The organism is Pseudarthrobacter sp. O4, from assembly GCF_050157025.1.
Lineage (GTDB): Bacteria > Actinomycetota > Actinomycetes > Actinomycetales > Micrococcaceae > Arthrobacter.
Window position 1 is genome coordinate 1,269,563 of the sequence record NZ_CP189591.1, and the last position, 18,374, is coordinate 1,287,936.

Sequence of the window (18,374 nt, forward strand, 5' to 3'; positions counted from 1 at the left end):
CCTGCTGGTGCCGCCCGGCCTCCGGGGCTGTCCTACTGCTCGGCTGCCGCCCCGAGCGTCACGTCGAGTTGCTGCTCCTGGCCGTTGCGGAGCACCGTTACCTTTACCGTGGCACCGGCGGGCTGTTCCCGGACCGCGGCGGTCAGTTGGTTCGGATCGCTGACGGAGAGGTCCTGGAACTTCGTCACGACGTCGCCGACCCTGATGCCGGCCTTGTCCGCGGCGGATCCGGACTCAACGGTGGCGACTTCCGCTCCGACCGAGAAAGCGGAGGCCGAGGAGCTTGCGGTCTTGGGCTTCACGCTGACGCCGAACTGCCCGTGGGTGGCCTTGCCGCTGCTGATGATCTCCTGTGCGACCCGCTTGGCATGGTTGATCGGGATGCTGAAGCCGACGCCGATATTGCCGCTGCTGGTGGCGTCGCCGCCGGCCGAGGCGATCGCGACATTGACGCCGATGATCTCGCCCTTGGTGTTGACCAGGGCGCCGCCGGAGTTGCCCGGGTTGATGGCCGCGTCGGTCTGGATCACGTTGATGGAGATGGATCCCTGGTTTGCCGTGCTCTGGTTCTGCCCGCCGCCGGGAGGGGCGAACTGGAAGCCCTGGTCGCCGCCCTCTGAACTGTCGGCGCCGTCCTTGGGTGCTGCGGAGGAGGCGACGCTGATGGTGCGGTTGAGGGTGGAGACGATGCCGTCGGTGACGGTTCCCGTGAGTCCCAGGGGCGAGCCGATCGCGACGGCGGTGTCGCCTACATTGAGCTTGCCGGAGTCACCCAGCGTTGCCGGGACGAGTCCGGAGCCGTTCTGGATCTGGACGACAGCCAGGTCCGACAGCGGATCGGTCCCGACGATCTTGGCGTTGTAGACCTTGCCGTTGCTCGTGCGGACCTCGATCGTGGCATTGGCGGCCTTGCCGTCGAGGGTGACGACGTGGGTGTTGGTGAGGACATGGCCTTCGCCGTCGAGGATGATGCCGGAGCCGGTGCCGCCGTCACTGCCACTGGTTGCCTTGATGGTCACCACACTGGGTGAGGCCTTCACAGCCGCGGCGGTGATGGTGTTGACATCGTCCTTGTTGTTCACGATGACCGGGCCCGCCTGGGTGCTGCTGCCACTGCTCGAGGACGTCAAGGCGCGATCACCCAGCAGCTGCGTTGTCCCGGCGACGACGCCGCCGCCGACCAGCCCGGCGGCCAGGATGCTGGCAACGAGGGTGGGTACGCCGAAGGCTGCCTTGCGCTTTGGCGCGTTGGACGGTGCAGCGTACGGGGACTGCCCGTAGGGGGCCGGGTTGTGCTGCGTCTGGCTGTGAGGGGGCTGGCCGTGCTGGGGCTGGCCGTGCTGGGGCTGGCCGTGCTGGGGCTGGCCGTTTTGGGCCTGGCCATACTGGTGGCCGTGCTGGGCCTGGCCGTGCTGGGAAGGATACTGCGGCTGGCCGTGCTGGGGCGGCCCGTAATGCTGGATCGGGGTGGGCGCAGCCTGTTCGCCGTAGAACGGCTGGCGCTGCGGATAGACCGGCGTTGGGGAGCCGTCTTCCGTCCGGTCGAGCGGGAGGGTCGGGTTCTCGTGCTCTGAGTCCGGCACCGGAGTGGCCGCCGGCTGCCCCGAAGAGCCCTCAGGCGGGGTCTCCGGTTCCCGGTTCTCTGGTGTTGCACCATGCGCTGGGTTCTCAGTCATAAGACTTCCTTTCATCCTCGTCTGCATTAACTATGGACGCTCTGACTGATACTAGAGCGGACATTTGCTGGGAGGTTCCTGAACGGTCGCAGGACAGACCGTGGTGGGCACGTTACAACCATTCAGCGCGTTTCGCTGGTGGCATATTCCCATCGGTGGACGGCCAATTGGGTGGACCATAGAATCAAATGGAATTGCCACAGCGACCTGCGGCTTTACTTCTGCGTGGGGGCGCTGCTGCATTCTATGACGACTGGTTCGGCCGAACCGGTCGCAGAAGTGCTGAAGGGTTGCACATGCGGTCTAAGTTGAAACGTTACCTCGCCGTTCTGGGCGTGGCCGGATTGCTGGCGCTTCCCGCCGCGCCGGCCCTCGCCGAAGATCCGGTGACCCTTGATCCGGTCACGAAGGTAGTTGACTCCGCGGGAGTCCTTGGCGGCAAGAAGGCGGACGTCGAAGCCGCCATCAAGAGACTCGGCACTGACCACGCGATGACCTTCCACGTCGTTTACGTCAAGAAGTTTGAGAACCCGAGCGACCGGGTCGCCTGGGCGAATGCGGTGGCCGACAAGGCAGGCCTGGGTGCGAACGCCATGCTGCTGACAGTTGCCACGGACACGCGCCAGTACCAGCTGAGCAAGCCGTCCAATAGCAAGATCACCAACGCGCAGCGCGACAACATCCGGGACAAAGCAGTGGACCCGCAACTCCGGAAGGGTGACTACGCGCAGGCCGCGATCGATGCCGCCGCGGCCATCGGCGATGCGGCCGGCGGCGGTGCCGGGAACGTTCCCTCGGATGGCGCAGGCAGCGCCGTATTTGTCGGCGTTGGCGTCGTTGCCGCAGGCGGCGCGGGCGCTTACCTCTACTTCCGCAACCGCCGCAAGAAGGCTGCCGCGGGAGCTGGGGCCGGCTACGGTCCGCAGGGCGCCGAGTTGGACCCGCTCGCCGGTCTCACTGTCGAGGACCTGCGCCGCAAGAGCGGTTCTCTCCTGATTGAAGCGGACGACGCCATCAAGTCCAGCGAACAGGAACTCGGCTTCGCGCAGGCACAGTACGGCGACGCGGCCGTCGGCAACTTCACCAAGGCGCTGCAGGATGCCAAGGGCCACATGTCGGAATCCTTCAAACTGCAGCAGCAGCTCGACGACCACATCCCCGACACCGAGGAGCAGCAGCGCACCTGGCTCGGCGAGATCATCCGCCGTTCCGAGGCTGCCCTGGCATCCCTGCAGGAGCAAAAGGCCGACTTCGATTCGCTCCGCGAACTGGAGAAAAACGCCCCGCAGGCGCTGGCCGCGGTCAGCGCAGGGGCGGAGCAAGCCGAAACCAAGATCGCCAGCGCGGAACAGTCGCTGACGGAGCTGCGTGCCAAGTATGCCGAGAGCGCGCTGGTTCAGGTAGCCGACAACATCAGCCAGGCCAAGGAGCGGCTGGAGTTCGTGAAGAACGCCTCGGCCACGGCCCGGGAGAAGCTCGGCGCCAGTGAGGGCAGCCTCGCGGCCGTGGCTGTCCGGGCGGCCGAAGAGAGCCTGCACCAGACCAATGTGTTGATTGACGCTATCAACAAGGTCGCCGGGAATCTGGACGAGGCCCGCACCGGACTGGAGTCCGCGGTCGTTGACACCTCGCAGGACCTGGCGCAGGCCCGCGCCATGATCCAGTCCGGGGCTCACGCGGAGCTCGCGGGCCCGGTCGCCGCGGTGGAAGCCGCACTGGCGAGGGTCAAGGCGGAGATCCAGGGCGGCAAGATCGATCCGATCGCCACCCTGGAGCGGGTGGAAGCGGCGCACCAGTCGCTGGATGCATCCCTTACAGGGATCCGCGACCAGCAGGAGCAGGCCCGCCGTGCGCAGTCCTCGCTGCAGCAGAGCATCATGTCCGCGCAGGCCCAAATCAGCGCGACCTCCGACTACATCACCGCCCGTCGTGGCGGTGTAGGCACCGAGGCGCGCACGCGCCTCGCGGAGGCCCAGCGGAATCTGGACTATGCCCTGTCCATCTCCCGTAACGACCCGGTCACGGCCCTGCAGTACGCGCAGCAGGCCCATTCCCTGGCGGCGCAGGCAGCCCAACAAGCACAGTCCGATGTCGACCAGTTCGGCGGCTACGCCAACCAAGGCCAGGGCTACGGCCGCGGGGGGATGTTCGGCGGCGGCGGAGGTGGCGGCCTGGGCGGCGCCATCCTCGGCGGCATCCTGATCAATTCCATTCTGCACGGCGGTGGCGGAGGCGGCGGCTGGGGCGGAGGCGGCGGCTCCGGCGGAGACTTCGGTGGCGGCGACTCCGGTGGAGGCTGGGGCGGCGACTTCGGCGGCGGCGGCGACTTTTAACGCTTAGACTACGCGCCGGCAGGGACGCTCTGGCCGGCGGATAGAAGCAGTACATTCACTGTTCACTGAATTCAGTGGGAACCACTGAGCAGGACGAAAGGTAACACCATGAAGCAGTCCATTTTCGGCCGCATGGCGCAGCTGGCGAAGGCCAACATCAACTCCTTGCTGGACCAGGCTGAGGACCCGCAGAAGATGCTGGATCAGATGGTCCGGGACTACACGAACAACATCGCTGAGGCCGAGTCCGCGGTGGCCCAGACCATCGGCAACCTGCGTATGCTCCAGGATGACTACCACGAGGACATCAAGAACGCCCAGGATTGGGGCAACAAGGCCCTCGCCGCGTCACGCAAGGCCGACGAGTACCGCGGCAAGGGTGACGCGACCGACGCCGAGAAGTTCGACAACCTCGCCAAGGTGGCACTGCAGCGCCAGATGTCCGCGGAAAACGAGGCAAAGTCCGCCGAGCCCAGCATCGCTTCCCAGACCGAGGTCGTGGACAAGCTCAAGCACGGCCTGGACCAGATGAAGGGCAAACTCAACGAGCTCACCAGCAAGCGCAACGAGCTGGTGGCCCGCTCGAAGACCGCTGCCGCCCAGACCCAGGTGCACGATGCCCTCAAGAGCGTCGACTTCATGGATCCCACCTCAGAGGTGGGCCGCTTCGAAGATAAGATCCGCCGCGAAGAAGCCAAGGTCCGTGGCCAGCAGGAACTCTCCGCCTCCAGCCTCGATGCGCAGTTTAATTCGCTCGAGGACCTCGGCGAGCAGACCGAAATCGAGGCGCGGCTCGCCGCCCTGAAGTCCGGCGGCTCCCCCGCAGCCATTGGCGCAGGCGAGCGCAAGGCGGCTGGCTCCACGGTCGACGAAGCCGACTTCGACAAGCTCTAGGCAGCTCGCCGGCGGACTTCCGCCGGCCGCTCCCGCCGGCCCCGAGGCCGGGTCCTCGCGTATCGTCAGCAGTTGTGGACGACTCGGGGGGCCCGGCCTCTGCTGTGCCATGTGCCGTGCCATGCCGGCGGCGGCGCGCGTACTGTCGATTCATGTCTGAGGGATCCACGTCTTCGACCCCTGTCTGGCTCCGCGATGACCTCCACCTGGATGACAATCCGGCCCGCTCCGAAGCGGCCTCGCTCGAAGGCCCCCTCACCGTTGTCTACGTGCTGGACGAAGCTTCCCCCGCCGCGCGCCCCTCGGCGGAGCACGGCATCAACGCGGTGAGCCTCCAGGCCAACCTCCTGTTCGAGCCGGGGACGGTGACGCCCTGCGCGGGCGGACCCTACAGGCTCTTTAGGACCCTACAGGCTCTTCACCCGGTTCTGGAGGGCGTGCCTGGCCACCATTGAGCCTAGGGTCCCACCGGACGCCCCGGCGGCTCCCCTCGCCCGCCCGGGGCACCACGGGGCAGCTGCCGGTCGGCGAGCGGCTGGAGAGCTGGGGGACTGCTCCCCCGAAGGCCGGACTGGAGCGCCGGATTGCCGCGACCTGGACCAGCGCGAGGCTGGCGCCCATAGGAGGCTCGAGGTTTTCATCGACGGACCGGCACCTCGCTGTACCGGGCAGCGAGAGCGGAGCGCAAGAAAGGCCCGGATCTCAGATCCGGGCCTTTCTCTTCTTCCTCAGTTGCGGGGACAGGATTTGAACCTGTGACCTCTGGGTTATGAGCCCAGCGAGCTACCGAACTGCTCCACCCCGCGTCGCTTGATCAACACTACCCTACTTTGCCGGGCCCCCGGACCACAGACCCGGACCTTCACGCTCCGGGCACACCATCCGGCGGGGGGCTGGAACCACGGCAAGGCGTTAAAGCAGAGGGTCCGGAGCACTGTTTCCAGCGTTCCGGACCTTCTCCTCAGTTGCGGGGACAGGATTTGAACCTGTGACCTCTGGGTTATGAGCCCAGCGAGCTACCGAACTGCTCCACCCCGCGTCGCAAGATCAACTCTACCTGCCGGTGAACTTGAGGCCAAATCGAGGCGACGTGATGTGCCTCTCGCGCGCCAGGGACGGTGCCCGGATCCCTGGCGCCGGCACGCGCCGGCAGGTTCGCGCGCCTGGCCCGGCTGCCATTGGCAGAACCAAAGAAGGCCGGGCCCGCGCCCCCGATGGAGCGCGAACCCGGCCGTCAAGCGTTAGCTGTCAGATCCTCGGCGTCAGCTGCTCGGCGTCGGCGCCGGCGTGGCCGAGGGAGCGACGGACGGCGCCGGAGCCGGCGTGGCGGCGAGCTTGCCCTCGGCGTCGAGCGCCTTCTGCAAGGCCGCCGCGAGCCGCTTCTGCTGGTCGCCGTAGGCGGCAAAGTCGCCCTTGGCGAGGGCATCCTGGCCGGCCTTGATGGCCGCGTTGGCGTCGTCCAGGGCAGCCTTCAGCTCCGCTTTCGCGTCCACCGTTCCCGTGGCCGGCGGCGTGGAACCGTCCGGAGCGGGAGTGGCCGGAGTCTGCCCCTTGTTGGCCGAGTCACCGGCCGTTGCCCCCGAGTTCCCGCCGAACAACTGGTTCAGCGCCTCATCCAGGGTGGGGGCGAACCCGATCTTGTCGCCGAACGCCACCAGGACGCGCTGCAGGGTGGGGTACGAGGTCTCACCCGTTGACCTCAGGTAGACGGGCTGGACGTAGAGCAGACCGCCACCGACCGGCAGCGTCAGCAGGTTGCCGTTGAGCACCGCCGACGCTCCCTGGCGCAGCAGGTTCAGCGCCTGCGAGACAGTGGGGTCGGAGTTGAACTTGTTCTGCGCCTGGCCGGGGCCAGGCACCTGGGCTTCCGGCGGAATCTGCAGGAGCCTGAGCTGGCCGTAACTGTCGGCCTTCACGCCCTTCTGGTTGCCGGCGTCGGAATCCGCAGCGAGGAAGCCGTACATCACGTTGCGGGCGGTGTTGTTGACCACCTGCGGAATGAACGAGGACGTCAGCTGGAAGGCCGGCTTGTCCTGGTCCGGCATCTTCAGCGACATGTAGAACGGCGGCTGCTTGACCTCCTCCTTGACCGTGGGGTCGTTCGGGACGGACCAGGCGTCAATATTGGTGTAGAAGCTGTCCGCCTGGGTGACGTGGTAGCGGCCCAGCAGCTCACGCTGGACCTTGAACAGGTCCTCCGGGTAGCGCACGTGGCTCATGAGCGCGCCGGACATTTCCGAGAACGGCTTCAGCGAGGTCGGGAAGATGTTCTGCCAGGCCTTCAGTACCGGATCCTGATCGTCCCAGGCGTAGAGCGTCACCGAGCCGTCATAGGCATCCACGGTGGCCTTGACCGAGTTGCGGATGTAGTTGACGGAGCTGTTCGGCAGGGCAACCGTGCGGTTCGCGGCGGTCTGCGAGTCGGCGGTAGCGGCGGAGAGCTGCTCCTGCTGCGAGTACGGGTAATACTGGCTGGTGGTGTACCCGTCCACGATCCACTTCACGCGGCCATCGACCACAGCCGGGTAGGCGTTGCCGTCAACCGTCAGGTAGGGGGCGACTTTCTCGACGCGGTCCCGCGGGTTGCGGTCGTAGAGGATCTGCGACTCGGCGTTCACCCCGTCGGAGAGCAAGAGGTCGGAGGACTGGAACTTGATCGCGTAGAGGATCTTGTTGAAGAAGCTGCCCACGTTCGGGCCGCCGTTGCCGGTGAAGGTGTACTGCGTTTCGCCGCCGCCTTCCTTGGCGGCCGGGCGGTCCTGTTCGCGGTGCGGGGCGCCGTCGGGAGCACCGACGATCGAGTACTCGGGCGAGTTTTCGCCGAAGTAGACCCGCGGCTGGTACGTCGAATCGTTGCCGAGCACACCCGTGGAGGGGATGCCGGCCTGCAGGAAGTCCGGCTTGCCGTCCACGGTGAACTTGTTGCCTTTGGCGGCGACGACACCGTAGCCGTGGGTGTAGACAACGTGGCGGTTCAGCCACGACTGCTGGTTGGTGGCGAGGCCCTCCGGGTTCAGCTCACGGACAGCGATCACCGTATCCTGGATCTTGCCGTCGACTTCGTAGCGGTCCACGTTCAGGGCACTCGGGAACTGGTAGTACGGCCGGAACTGCTCCAGCTGGGAGAACGCATCCGAAATCAGGTTCGGATCCAGCAGGCGGATGTTGGCCGTGGTCTGTGCGTCCGGGGCCAGGGCGCCCGTGGTGGCGGTGGTGGTGGCGTTGTACCGCTTCTCCTGGACCTTGTCCAGGCCGTAGGCGGCACGGGTCATGCTGATGTTCCGCTTGATGTATTCGTTTTCCAGCGTCTGCTCCGAGGGACGGACCTGGAACTGCTGAATCACCCAGGGGTAGACGCCGCCGGCGAGGATCGACGTGATGACGAGCATGGCGGTGCCGATCACGGGCAGCCGCCACTTGCCGATCACAGCGGCGACGATGAAGAGCACGGCGACGAGCACCGCGGCCACGGCCAGGATGGACTTGGTGGGGATGACTGCGTTGACGTCCGTGTACAGGGCGCCGGCCCAGCGTCCGCCGCTGTTCTGCACGGAGGAGTAACGGTCCAGCCAGAAGTTAACGCCGAGCAGCAGCAGGAAGGCCGCGCCGGTGACCGCCAGGTGGATCTGGGCGGCCCGGCTCGTGAAGATGCCGCGCTCCATGATCCGGATGCTGCCATAGAGGTAGTGCGTGAGGATGCCGGCGATACCGGCGACGATCGTGACGCTGATCAGGAAGCCGGTGACGAAGCCGAAGAACGGCAGGGTCATCAGGTAGAAGCTGATGTCCAGCCCGAACAGCGGATCGTTCTGGCCGAAGGGCTCCTGGTTCAGGAACAGCAGCACCTTCTGCCACTGGCTTGCGGCGGCGCTTCCGGCGAACAGGCCGAACAGGATGGGCAGCCCGATCATGACCACGCGGCGGACCGGTTCCAGCTGGACCTGGTAGCGGTTGAGGTTGTCCCGGATGTCCGAATCCGGGGCGTAGACGGGACGCGCGTGGTAGGCGATCCGGATGGCGAAAAATACCGCGGCGAACATGACGGCGAAGCCGGCCAGGAAGAGAATAATGCGCGCCAGATTCTCGGTCAGGAAGACTTCAAAGAAGCCGAGCTGCTGGTACCACAGGACGTCCGTCCAGACATTGGCGAAGAAGATGAACCCGACCACGATCAAGGCGACGACGATCAACGTCGGCGTCAGTGCGCCTCGTCGAGTCTGCGGTCTTTCGGGCGGGACGGTGCTGGCGGGACGGGACAAACTCGGTACCTCATAGCTGGTCGTGAGTTGCTGGTTTTAGTTATCAGTCGGTGCGGGTGATGGAGCGTTGCTGCATTGTATCGGCAGCGGGCACCGCCGGGGAGGGCGGAGACGGCCGTCATAGGTGCCACGAGTGGCGGCGGAGCTTAGTTCCGCGGCCAGTCTAGTTGCTGGAGCAGGCGGGAAGCGCGGATGTGTCGGTGCCCGACGCCGCCAGCTCGACGGCCTTCCGCGCCTCGGCCAGATTCTCCACCTTGACCACCTGCAGACCGGCCGGAATGTGCCCGAGGACCTCATCGCAGTTCGCGGAGGGCGCCAGGAACAAGGTGGCCCCGCCGGACCTGGCCCCTTGCATCTTCTGCCCGATGCCGCCGATCGGTCCCACGGCGCCGTCGGGGGTGATGGTTCCGGTTCCGGCGATGTGTTTGCCTCCGGTCAGATCCCCGGGGGTTACCGTGTCGACGATCCCGAGGGCGAACATCATTCCCGCACTGGGACCGCCCACCTTATCGAGCGAAATTTTGACCTCGAAGGGGAACGTGAACTTGTACTGCAGCAACACGCCCAGGATGAATTTACCCGTCGGGGCCTTGGTCGGCGTGATGGTGACCGGAACGCTGTTGCCGCCACGGTCGACGGCGACCGTCACCGGAGCCCCGTTGCCTGCAGCCAGTTCCGCCTGGACGACGCTCAGCGCAGTGATCGGCTTGTTGTTGATGGAAACCAGCACGTCGCCTTCCTGCAGGTTTCCGCTTGAGGCGGAGTCCTCCGGGATCCCGGCGATCTGCAGTTTCTGTTCGAACGGGATGTTGAGTTCCTTGAGGGCCGAAGCGACGGCGTTTTCCTGCGAGGTGGTCATCGCGACGGCACTCTCCTGCTGGGACTGCTCCTTGGTCACGCCGCGCGGGAAGATCAGTTCCTCGGGGTACACGGCCTTGGCACCGTCGAGCCAGGCGGAGAACGCCTCGAAGACGCTGACGGGCCCGTTCGGGCCGCCGTCGACGTAGACGGTGGTGAGGTCCAGGTTGCCCTTCGCGGGAAAGCTCTCGTGCCCGGTGACGCTGATGACGGGTTTGCCGTTCTCATCGCCGAGGGTATTGAACGTCGGTCCGGGAGATTCGACCACGTACGGGACGGGCAGGCTCACCGCAGTAATGCCCAGCGCCAGCGCCAGCAGGCCTGAGACCAGCATGGCCGAGGACCGCTTGTCCTTGTTCCGGGGTGGACGCGGCCCGCTGAGGAGGGCCCTGCGGCCCCGGGTGTTGCCGGCCGTTGGTTCGCTGGCGGGCTGCTCACCCTGGGTAATCGTCAATGAAGGACCTCTCCGTGCCGGCGCCCGGGACCTTGCGGCACCCGTGAACAGCGCGCCGCCGCCGCCGCCTCGGCCGCGGCTGCCGCCTGCAAATATTCCAGCCTCTAACACTACGCGCTCACCCGCCGGGACGGCTCTGCGACAGGAGTCTTTGCCTAGAGCGAACGGGGCACACTTTCGGCAGACAGCCCCTCTTGCCGCGGGGTACCGTGAAGTGGAGAAGCAGCCACACCGACGATCGGCGGGATCATGACCTCCAACCCACTCAATCCGTCCAATGGTGACGAGGAACCCAAGGATCCGCTGGCAGAGATGCTGAAGAACCTGATGGGCGGCCAGGGCATGGGGAATATCGACCCCGCGGAACTCGCCAAGGCCGCCGGGCTACCCGACGACCCGAACCTCCTCGCCCAGATGTTCTCGCAGGTCCAGGCGATGATGAGCGCCTCCTCGGACGGCCCGGTCAACTGGCAGCTCGCGCATGAGAATGCCCGGCGGGTGGCCGCGAGCGGCTCGGACCCCTCCGTCACCGCCCAGCAGACCCGCGAAGTGGATGAGGCCCTGCGCCTCGCCGAACTGTGGCTCGACCAGGTCACCGGGCTGCCGGCCACCGGACTGATCGGCCGGGCGTGGTCCCGCGCCGAGTGGGTCGAGGAGACCCTGGGGACCTGGAAACGGCTGACCGAGCCGGTCGCGAACAGCGTCGCGAACGCGCTCTCCTCCGCGATGACCGAACAGATGCCCGAAGAGATGAAGTCTATGATGGGCGGCGCCTCGTCGATGCTGCAAAACATGGGCGGCGCGATTTTCGGCATGCAGCTGGGCCAGGCCATCGGCGCCCTGTCCGCCGAAGTGGTCAGCTCCACGGACATCGGTGTGCCGCTGGCCGACCTGGAAATGGCGTTGCTGCCTTCCAACGTGGCAAAGTTCGGCGAAGGCCTCAGCCTGCCGGAGAACGACATCCGGCTGTTCCTCGCCGTCCGCGAAGCCGCCCATGCCCGGCTCTTCGTCCAGGTCCCCTGGCTGCGGGGACACCTGCTCGGCGCGATCGAGGCGTACGCCCGCGGCATCCACATCGACACGTCCAAAATCGAGGAACTCGCCCGGGAGCTGGACCCCAGCAATCCCGAGGGCATCCAGGAGGCCCTGTCCCAGGGCGTCTTCATGCCCCAGCGCACCCCCGCGCAGGATCAGGCACTGGAGAAGCTGGAGACGGCCCTCGCCCTCGTGGAGGGCTGGGTTGATGAACTGACCTGGGCCGCCACCCAGAAGCTGCTGCCCTCTGCCGGGGCACTCCGCGAGACCGTCCGGCGGCGCCGCGCCACCGGCGGCCCGGCCGAACATGCGTTCTCCTCCCTCGTGGGCCTGGAACTGCGTCCGCGCCGGCTGCGGGAAGCCGCCACACTGTGGGCCTCGCTCAAGGACGAACGCGGCATCGATGGCCGCGACGCGATCTGGCAGCACCCCGACCTGCTTCCCACCGCGGAAGACCTGGACGACCCGCAGGGCTTCAGCGGCCGCCGCAAGCTTGCCGAGGCGAGCGACACCGAGGTTGACGACGCACTGCAGAAACTGCTCAGCGGCGGCTTCGACGAGCCCGGGGAGAAACCGGCCGACGGTGATGACGGCGAACCTGGGACTCAGGAACACGGCCCGGGCGAATCCCCTGAAGACGGCCCAAGCCCCAAGTCCTAATATGTAGGACTGTTTGTCCGTCGCCCGTGGAGAAGCTGGCCCCGGCCGGAACTTCGGTTCCCGCCGGGGCTTTCTCATGCCCGCCGCTGTGCCGGTCAGGTCGGTGGACTCGCCGGTGTCCGCCAGTGTCCGGCGTCAATCGACGTCGTCGGTGTCGTCTGTGTCGTCTGTGTCGTCTGTGTCGTTTGTGTCGTCTGTTTCATCGGCGCCGCCGGGCGTCAGGCCGCGCGAGGTCGCGAAAGAGACGCCTTCCAGGAAGGCCTTGGCGCGCTGCGTTTCCGGGTACGCCTCCAGCAGCCGCCAGAACGCGGCATTGTGGCCAGCGACGAGCAGGTGCGCCAGTTCGTGGAGCAGCACGTAGTCAATGACCCACGGCGGCATGGCCTGGAGCTTGTCCGAGAGCCGGATGGACCCGTCCGACGGCGTCGCGGATCCCCAACGTGAGTTCTGGTTGCTGACCCAGCGGACCGAGGACGGGACGGCGCGGCCGCCGAAGTACTTCGCGGACAGCTCGGCGGCATGCGCGGCCAGGGCAGCATCACTGCGGGGGCGGCGCTTGCCCGCGCCGCGGTTCCCCCGCTCTCCCTGGAGCCGGAGCTTTTCGAGCATCCGGTGCACCCACTCCCGCTCCTGGGTACGGGTGAAGGAGGCCGGAATCGCGACCACGGCGGTGCCGTTCTCCCAGAAGGCGGCGACCGTCCGGCGCCGGCGGGCGGACCGGCGCACTTCCACCGGGGCGCCGTCGGCCGTGGTCAGCGGGACAGCCGCCGGGGTTGCGGGTGACGGCGCACGGTTACCGGACCGGCGGGCAGCATCGCCCGCCATCAGAGGCTGGTGCTTTCGACGAGCACTGCCAGCACGGCTTCGCCGTATTTCTCCAGCTTCGACGGGCCGATGCCGGCGAGCTTGGCCAGCTGTTCGAGGGATTCCGGCCGGGCCTCGGCGATCGCGGTCAGCGTGGCGTCGGTGAAGACCACGAAGGCGGGGACGTCCGCCTCGAGGGCCACGTCCTTGCGCCACTGCCGGAGCGCATCGAAGGTCTGCTCCTCGTACGTGGGAGGGCACTGGTTGCAGCGGCCCACCTTGCGTTCCGCACCGGAGGAGAGCATGGTCCCGCAGACCCGGCACGACGCCGGAACGGCGGCCTTCCGGCGCGGCGCCGCGCCCTTGCCACGGACGGAGGAGCTCGCCACGGAGTCCGGGCGCAGCCCGTCCAGGAAGCGCGAGGGCTTGCGGTTCGCCCGTCCGCCCGGCGTCCTCGCGGTGGACCAGGACAGGAACAGGTGCTCCCGGGCGCGGGTGATCCCGACGTACAGCAGGCGGCGTTCCTCGTCCACGGACTCCGGGCTGTCGGCGAAGGAGATCGGCATGAGCCCCTCGCTGAGCCCCACGAGGAAGACGGCATCCCACTCGAGGCCCTTGGCGGAGTGCAGCGAGGCCAGGGTCACGCCCTGGACGGTCGGGGCATGCTGGGCGAGGGAGCGTTCCTGGAGCTCGTTGACGAAGTCTGAGAGGCTGAACTGCTCCCCGCGGGTAACGACGAGCTCGTCGGCGAGCGCCACGAGGGCCGCGAGCGATTCCCAGCGTTCCCGGAGGGCGCCGCCGCTGTGCGGTGCGGCGTCCGTGTAGCCCAGCGAGGCGACGATGTCGCGGACCAGCTGGCCGAGCGGCTCGGGCGTGGCGGTCTCGGCGACGGCGCGGGTGGCTGCCCGGAGCTGGAGGATGGCGTCGCGGACTTCCTTGCGGGCGAAGAAGCGTTCCCCGCCGCGCAGCTGGTAGCCGATTCCCGCCGAGGCCAGGGCCTGTTCGTAGGCTTCGGACTGCCCGTTGGTGCGGAACAGCACGGCGACCTGGCTCGCCGGGGTACCGGCGTCGAGCAGCTCGCGGACCTTGAAGGCGACCGTGGCGGCCTCGGCCTCGTCGTCGGAGCATTCAGTGAACTGCGGGACGGGCCCGGCGGGGCGCTGCGCCACGAGCTGCAGGGGCGTGGCCCAGGCGGCATCCGCGGCGGGGCCGCCGCTGCGCCGGCCGGCCAGCAGATCGTTGGCCAGCTTCACCACCTGCGGGGTGGACCGGTAGTCGCGGATGAGCTTGACAACATTGGCTTCCGGGTACATCGCCTTGAAGCCGAGCAGGTGCTTCGGCGAGGCGCCGGTGAACGAGTAGATCGTCTGGCTGGCGTCGCCGACCACACACAGCTCGTCGCGGCCGCCCAGCCACAGTTCCAGCAGCCGCTGCTGCAGCGGCGAGACGTCCTGGTACTCGTCGACAACGAAATGCCGATACTGCTCACGGACGGTGGCCGCCACCTTGGGATCCTCCTGCAGGATGCCCACGGTGATCAGCAGCACGTCCTCGAAGTCGATCACGTTGCGGTCTGTCTTGACGTCCTCATAGGACTGGAATACGCGGGCGACGGCGGTCAGGTCGAAGCCGCCCGGATTCCCGCGGCCCTGGGCTTTTTCCAGGTAGTTGGCCGGTGTCAGCATGGACACCTTGGCCCACTCGATCTCGGAGGCCAGATCACGGATGGACGCGCGGTCGGTACTGAGCCGGAGCCGGCGGGCCGCCTCGGCGATCATCTGGGCCTTGTGGTCCAGCAGGTTGGGCAGCGCCCCGCCGATGGCCTGCGGCCAGAAGAACTGGAGCTGACGCAGTGCCGCGGCGTGGAAGGTGCGGGCCTGGACGTTTCCGACGCCGAGGTCCCGGAGCCTGCTGCGCATTTCGGCCGCGGCCCGTGAGGTGAAGGTGACGGCCAGGAGCCGCTGCGGGCTGTAGACGCCCGAGTGCACGCCGTAGGCGATGCGGTGGGTGATGGCGCGGGTCTTGCCGGTACCGGCTCCCGCCAGTACGCACATCGGCCCCTGCAGGGTGCTCGCCACCTCGCGCTGCTCGGCGTCGAGGCCGCCCAGGATGCGCTCCTCGAGGGAGCGGTTGTCCGGTGCGTGTGGTTCCGGAACGGGGCCGTCGCCGGGGTTCCCGGCGTCGGCCTGGAGGCCGGGGAAGGTGCTGGTGTTCACGTTCTCTGTCGTCACTTCTTTAGTAGATCGAGGGCGGGCGGTGCGGGGCAGCGCGCCCGCGGAGGGCGTTCGCCTCATTCGGGTTCCGGGCGGTCCCGGATGACGCCGCCGTACCAGTGCTCGATCAGGGCCCGGGCAATGGAGAGCCTGCTGGAAATGACGATTTCGCCACTGAGCACCGCGGCCTGCAGTTCGCTCCGGCTGAACCAGCGGGCCCTGGTGACCTCAACGCCGTCGGGCGTGGCCTCGGTGTCCTGGGTCATGGCGGTGAACCCGAGCATCAGCGAGGCCGGAAAGGGCCACGGCTGGGATCCGAGGTACTGGGACGCGGTGACCCGGACGCCGACCTCCTCGCCGATCTCCCGGACCACGGCCTGCTCCAGCGACTCCCCGGGTTCGACGAAGCCCGCGAGTGTGGAGTAGTTCCGGGCCTCGGGGGGACCGCCGCCGCCGAGCAGGAGGCGGCCGTCGGCGCCGACCACCGTCACGATGATGGCGGGATCGGTGCGCGGGTAGTGCTCGGAACTGTCCACGGGGCAGCGGCGCACCCAGCCGCCGGCTTCCGGCTGGGTAGCGGCGCCGCAGCGCGGGCAGTGGGCGTGGCTGGCATGCCAGTTGGCGATGGCACTGGCTTCGATGAAGAGGGCGGTGTCCGTCGGGTTCAGCCGGGCAGCAACGTCCCGGAAACCGGCCCACTGCGCGCCGCCGGGGATACCGGCGATGTGCGCTTCAAACTCCTCGGCCTGGACCTCGAACTGCCGTGGAAGGATAAAGAGGACCAGCTGGGTGCCCGCCTCGAGATCCGAACCGGACAGGGCCGAGCCAAGGTAGATCAGCTGCTCCGGGGCGTAGACGGTGTCCCGCAGGTGGTCCGCCAGCTCGGCCGCATCGAGGAGGACCAGGCTGTCGCCGTCGATGAGGGCCTGCCGGCCGGAGAGCACCACGGCCCGCGCGGTTCCGGCGGCGAGGAGGTCTTCGACCATTCCCGGCTTCATCCGGGCCGCGGATCCGCGGTCGATCAGCGCGGGTCGCACCGGCAGGACGGTGTCCTGCAAGTGGTTCGCGGGGATACCCGGTGCCGGCGCGGTTGGCGCGTCCACCTGTGGTTGGCTCCCGGACGGTTGGTTCCCGGACGGTTTGTTTCCGGACACCGGTGACTCCGCAAGACTCATGTACCCACCGTACTGACTCCCGCCGACAATTGACATTTTCCCGTGGCGTTTGCGGGCGCGGTCACGCCCCTCGGTGACCGCGGGCACGGAGTGGTTCGCCGGCTGAATTCCGGGCGCTGTTTTATTCCCGAATTTGTTCCCGATCTGGAGACTCGCCGTGGTGCATCGCCGTCTTGGGCGCTGCTCAATCTACCGTGGAAGCGTGAGAAGAAAACCAATCGAACTGGCAGCTGTGGCAACCGCGGCAGTCCCCGGGCTGACCCCGACCGCCGTTAGCTCTGCGCCCGACGATCCGGCAGACTTCGATTCGGCTCTCCTCCTGGACTCCGAAGGCAAACGCTGGCGCGTCCGCTCCCCCCGGCACGCCGAAGCCAGTGCACGGCTCGAAACGGAATTCATGGTGCTGCGGGCCTTTGTTCCCGCGATCCGGGCCGAACTCCCGTTCCTGATGCCCACCGTGGCGGGCACCGTCCGGCAGGGCCCTCTCAGCACCTTCGTGTACTCCCATTTGGGCGGGTCCACCCGGTCCGTCGAGGAACTCAGCGAGGGTTCCGCGGCCCTGGCAGGGGAAATCGGGGCGGCCATGGCTGCCATCCATGATCTGCCTCACTCCCTCGTCAGCAACGCCGATCTGCCGAGCTACACCCCCAACGAGTTCCGCCAGCGCCGCCTCAACGAACTCGACCAGGCCGCGACCACGGGCAAGATCCCGCCGCTTCTGCTGCGGCGTTGGGAACACGCGCTGGAGGACGTGTCGCTGTGGCGGTTCAACCCCTGCGTCGTCCATGGCGATCTGCACGAGGACAATCTGCTGGTCGACGGCGAGCGAGTGACCGCAGTGACGGGCTGGACGGACTTGCGCATCGGCGACCCTGCCGACGATATGGCCTGGCTGGTGGCCTCGAACGAGCAGGACTTTGTGGATGCGGTGCTGGAGCACTACACCTCCAGCCGGCGGGACGCGCCCGATGCCCACCTGCTCCGCCGCGCGGCGCTGTCCGCGGAATTTGCCCTGGCCCAGTACCTCGTCAAGGGACTCTCCGCCGGGAACCAGGACATGATTGACGAGGCTGATTCGATGCTCATGTCGCTGGCCGACGACGTCGCGGAACACGGCGGACAGCCGATCAGCGTGGAGCCGTTGCCCCAGCCGGCAGCCCCGCCCGGCCCCGGCCAGCCGGCGGATAAGGAGCCGGAGCGCATTCCGGGGCCGCAGAGCATTCCGGGGCCGGCCGTGAGCAAGGTGACGCTGCTCGCCCCGGATTCGGTGTCCGGCCTGGCTGCTGTTCCGACGGGCAGTGCGATGCCTGCCGTCCAGGTGACACCGATCCCTCTTGACGAGATCAACAACGACGAGATCAACAACGACGAGGACGGGAACAGCGGCGGCGAAGCGGCGGCAGGGATCAAGGTGGAGCCTGCCGGCACCAGCGAGGAGCCTGCCGACGCTAACGGCGAGACGGCCGACGAAGACGAGACGGCCCACGAAGACGAGGCCGCCAGCGACGACGACCCTGACCTGACGGCCACTGAAGCGGGCCAGGCCGAAGGCCAGACCAACGATGCGGGCGACGGGGCTCAGGATGGGGCTCCGAAGGGCCTGGCCGGCGCCGACTCCCCCGGGACGGCATCTGGCGGGGTCGAGTCCCCGCAGGCGGCCGTGGTCGCTGCAGCCGGCGACACCTCAACGCAGTCGATCGGCGTCGTCGGGTCGCCCGCGCCCGACGAGGACGTCTCGGCCACCGCGCTGACGGTCGTTGAGGCGAAGTCGCACTAGTGGGCATTTTCGTTGGTTCGTCGGGGGTTAGGTCCAGGCGCTGGGGTCGTTGAGGTAGAGGCCGCAGGCGGTGTCGCGCCAGGCCATCACCGGCGGCGGTTTCAAGGACCTCGACCAGCCGGCCGGTCGACCGGAATACACCACCGGCCTCAACCACTAGCTGCTACGCCTGAGCAGCCACGAGCACGCACCGGCAGCCTGACCCCGACGACCTCAGCGAAAATGACCACCGGACA

10 protein-coding genes, 2 tRNA genes and 1 pseudogene are annotated in these 18,374 nt (G+C 67.6%); 5 read left to right on the top strand and 8 right to left on the bottom strand.

The window, feature by feature from the left end; genetic code table 11:
* Positions 1 to 32: 32 nt before the first annotated feature.
* Complete coding sequence (locus ACQCSU_RS05745; protein WP_426978764.1) at positions 33 to 1,676, bottom strand: trypsin-like peptidase domain-containing protein; 1,644 nt, start codon at positions 1,674 to 1,676, stop codon at positions 33 to 35.
* Between the two features lie 296 nt (positions 1,677 to 1,972).
* Here ACQCSU_RS05745 and ACQCSU_RS05750 point away from each other — a divergent pair, with 296 nt between their 5' ends.
* The 3 genes from ACQCSU_RS05750 (at position 1,973) to ACQCSU_RS05760 (ending at position 5,358) form a co-directional block, all read left to right on the top strand.
* Positions 1,973 to 4,009, top strand: coding sequence for a TPM domain-containing protein (locus tag ACQCSU_RS05750; protein ID WP_426978765.1), 2,037 nt, complete (start codon positions 1,973 to 1,975; stop codon positions 4,007 to 4,009).
* A gap of 108 nt (positions 4,010 to 4,117) precedes the next feature.
* Positions 4,118 to 4,903 (top strand): PspA/IM30 family protein, encoded by a 786-nt coding sequence (locus ACQCSU_RS05755; protein ID WP_426978766.1) that lies wholly within the window; start codon positions 4,118 to 4,120, stop codon positions 4,901 to 4,903.
* A 152-nt stretch (positions 4,904 to 5,055) separates the two neighbouring features.
* On the top strand, positions 5,056 to 5,358 hold the full coding sequence (locus ACQCSU_RS05760) for a deoxyribodipyrimidine photo-lyase (RefSeq protein WP_426978767.1): 303 nt from the start codon (positions 5,056 to 5,058) through the stop codon (positions 5,356 to 5,358).
* Positions 5,359 to 5,635: 277 nt separating this feature from the next.
* Here the strand turns inward: ACQCSU_RS05760 and ACQCSU_RS05765 are convergent.
* From ACQCSU_RS05765 to ACQCSU_RS05780, 4 genes are all read right to left on the bottom strand, one after another.
* Positions 5,636 to 5,709, bottom strand: a tRNA-Met gene (locus ACQCSU_RS05765).
* Positions 5,710 to 5,868: 159 nt separating this feature from the next.
* Positions 5,869 to 5,942, bottom strand: a tRNA-Met gene (locus ACQCSU_RS05770).
* Between the two features lie 223 nt (positions 5,943 to 6,165).
* The gene (locus ACQCSU_RS05775; protein ID WP_426978768.1) at positions 6,166 to 9,162 is read right to left on the bottom strand and encodes a UPF0182 family protein; all 2,997 of its coding nucleotides are present in this window, start codon (positions 9,160 to 9,162) and stop codon (positions 6,166 to 6,168) included.
* A 163-nt stretch (positions 9,163 to 9,325) separates the two neighbouring features.
* A complete protein-coding gene (locus ACQCSU_RS05780) occupies positions 9,326 to 10,474 on the bottom strand; it encodes a YlbL family protein (protein ID WP_426978770.1) in 1,149 nt (382 codons plus the stop codon).
* A gap of 249 nt (positions 10,475 to 10,723) precedes the next feature.
* Between ACQCSU_RS05780 and ACQCSU_RS05785 the strand changes: the two genes are divergently transcribed.
* Positions 10,724 to 12,169: a zinc-dependent metalloprotease gene (locus ACQCSU_RS05785; RefSeq protein ID WP_426978772.1), complete on the top strand. Its 1,446-nt coding sequence runs from the start codon at positions 10,724 to 10,726 to the stop codon at positions 12,167 to 12,169.
* 135 nt (positions 12,170 to 12,304) lie between these two features.
* Here ACQCSU_RS05785 and ACQCSU_RS05790 read toward each other — a convergent pair whose 3' ends face one another.
* The 3 genes from ACQCSU_RS05790 to nudC form a co-directional block, all read right to left on the bottom strand.
* The gene (locus ACQCSU_RS05790; protein WP_426978773.1) at positions 12,305 to 12,994 is read right to left on the bottom strand and encodes a M48 family metallopeptidase; all 690 of its coding nucleotides are present in this window, start codon (positions 12,992 to 12,994) and stop codon (positions 12,305 to 12,307) included.
* Positions 12,994 to 15,084, bottom strand: a complete 2,091-nt coding sequence (locus ACQCSU_RS05795; protein ID WP_426979727.1) for an ATP-dependent DNA helicase UvrD2 — start codon at positions 15,082 to 15,084, stop codon at positions 12,994 to 12,996. The genes ACQCSU_RS05790 and ACQCSU_RS05795 overlap by 1 nt, the downstream gene beginning before the upstream one ends.
* Positions 15,085 to 15,263: 179 nt before the next feature.
* Positions 15,264 to 16,361 carry an NAD(+) diphosphatase gene (gene nudC / locus ACQCSU_RS05800; protein ID WP_426978775.1) on the bottom strand — a complete coding sequence of 366 codons (1,098 nt, stop codon included), beginning with the start codon at positions 16,359 to 16,361 and terminating at the stop codon, positions 15,264 to 15,266.
* Positions 16,362 to 16,563: 202 nt separating this feature from the next.
* On the opposite strand from nudC, the pseudogene ACQCSU_RS05805 reads away from it, so the two are divergent.
* Positions 16,564 to 17,515, top strand: a pseudogene (locus tag ACQCSU_RS05805) (macrolide 2'-phosphotransferase); the annotation flags it as partial.
* Positions 17,516 to 18,374 lie beyond the last annotated feature (859 nt).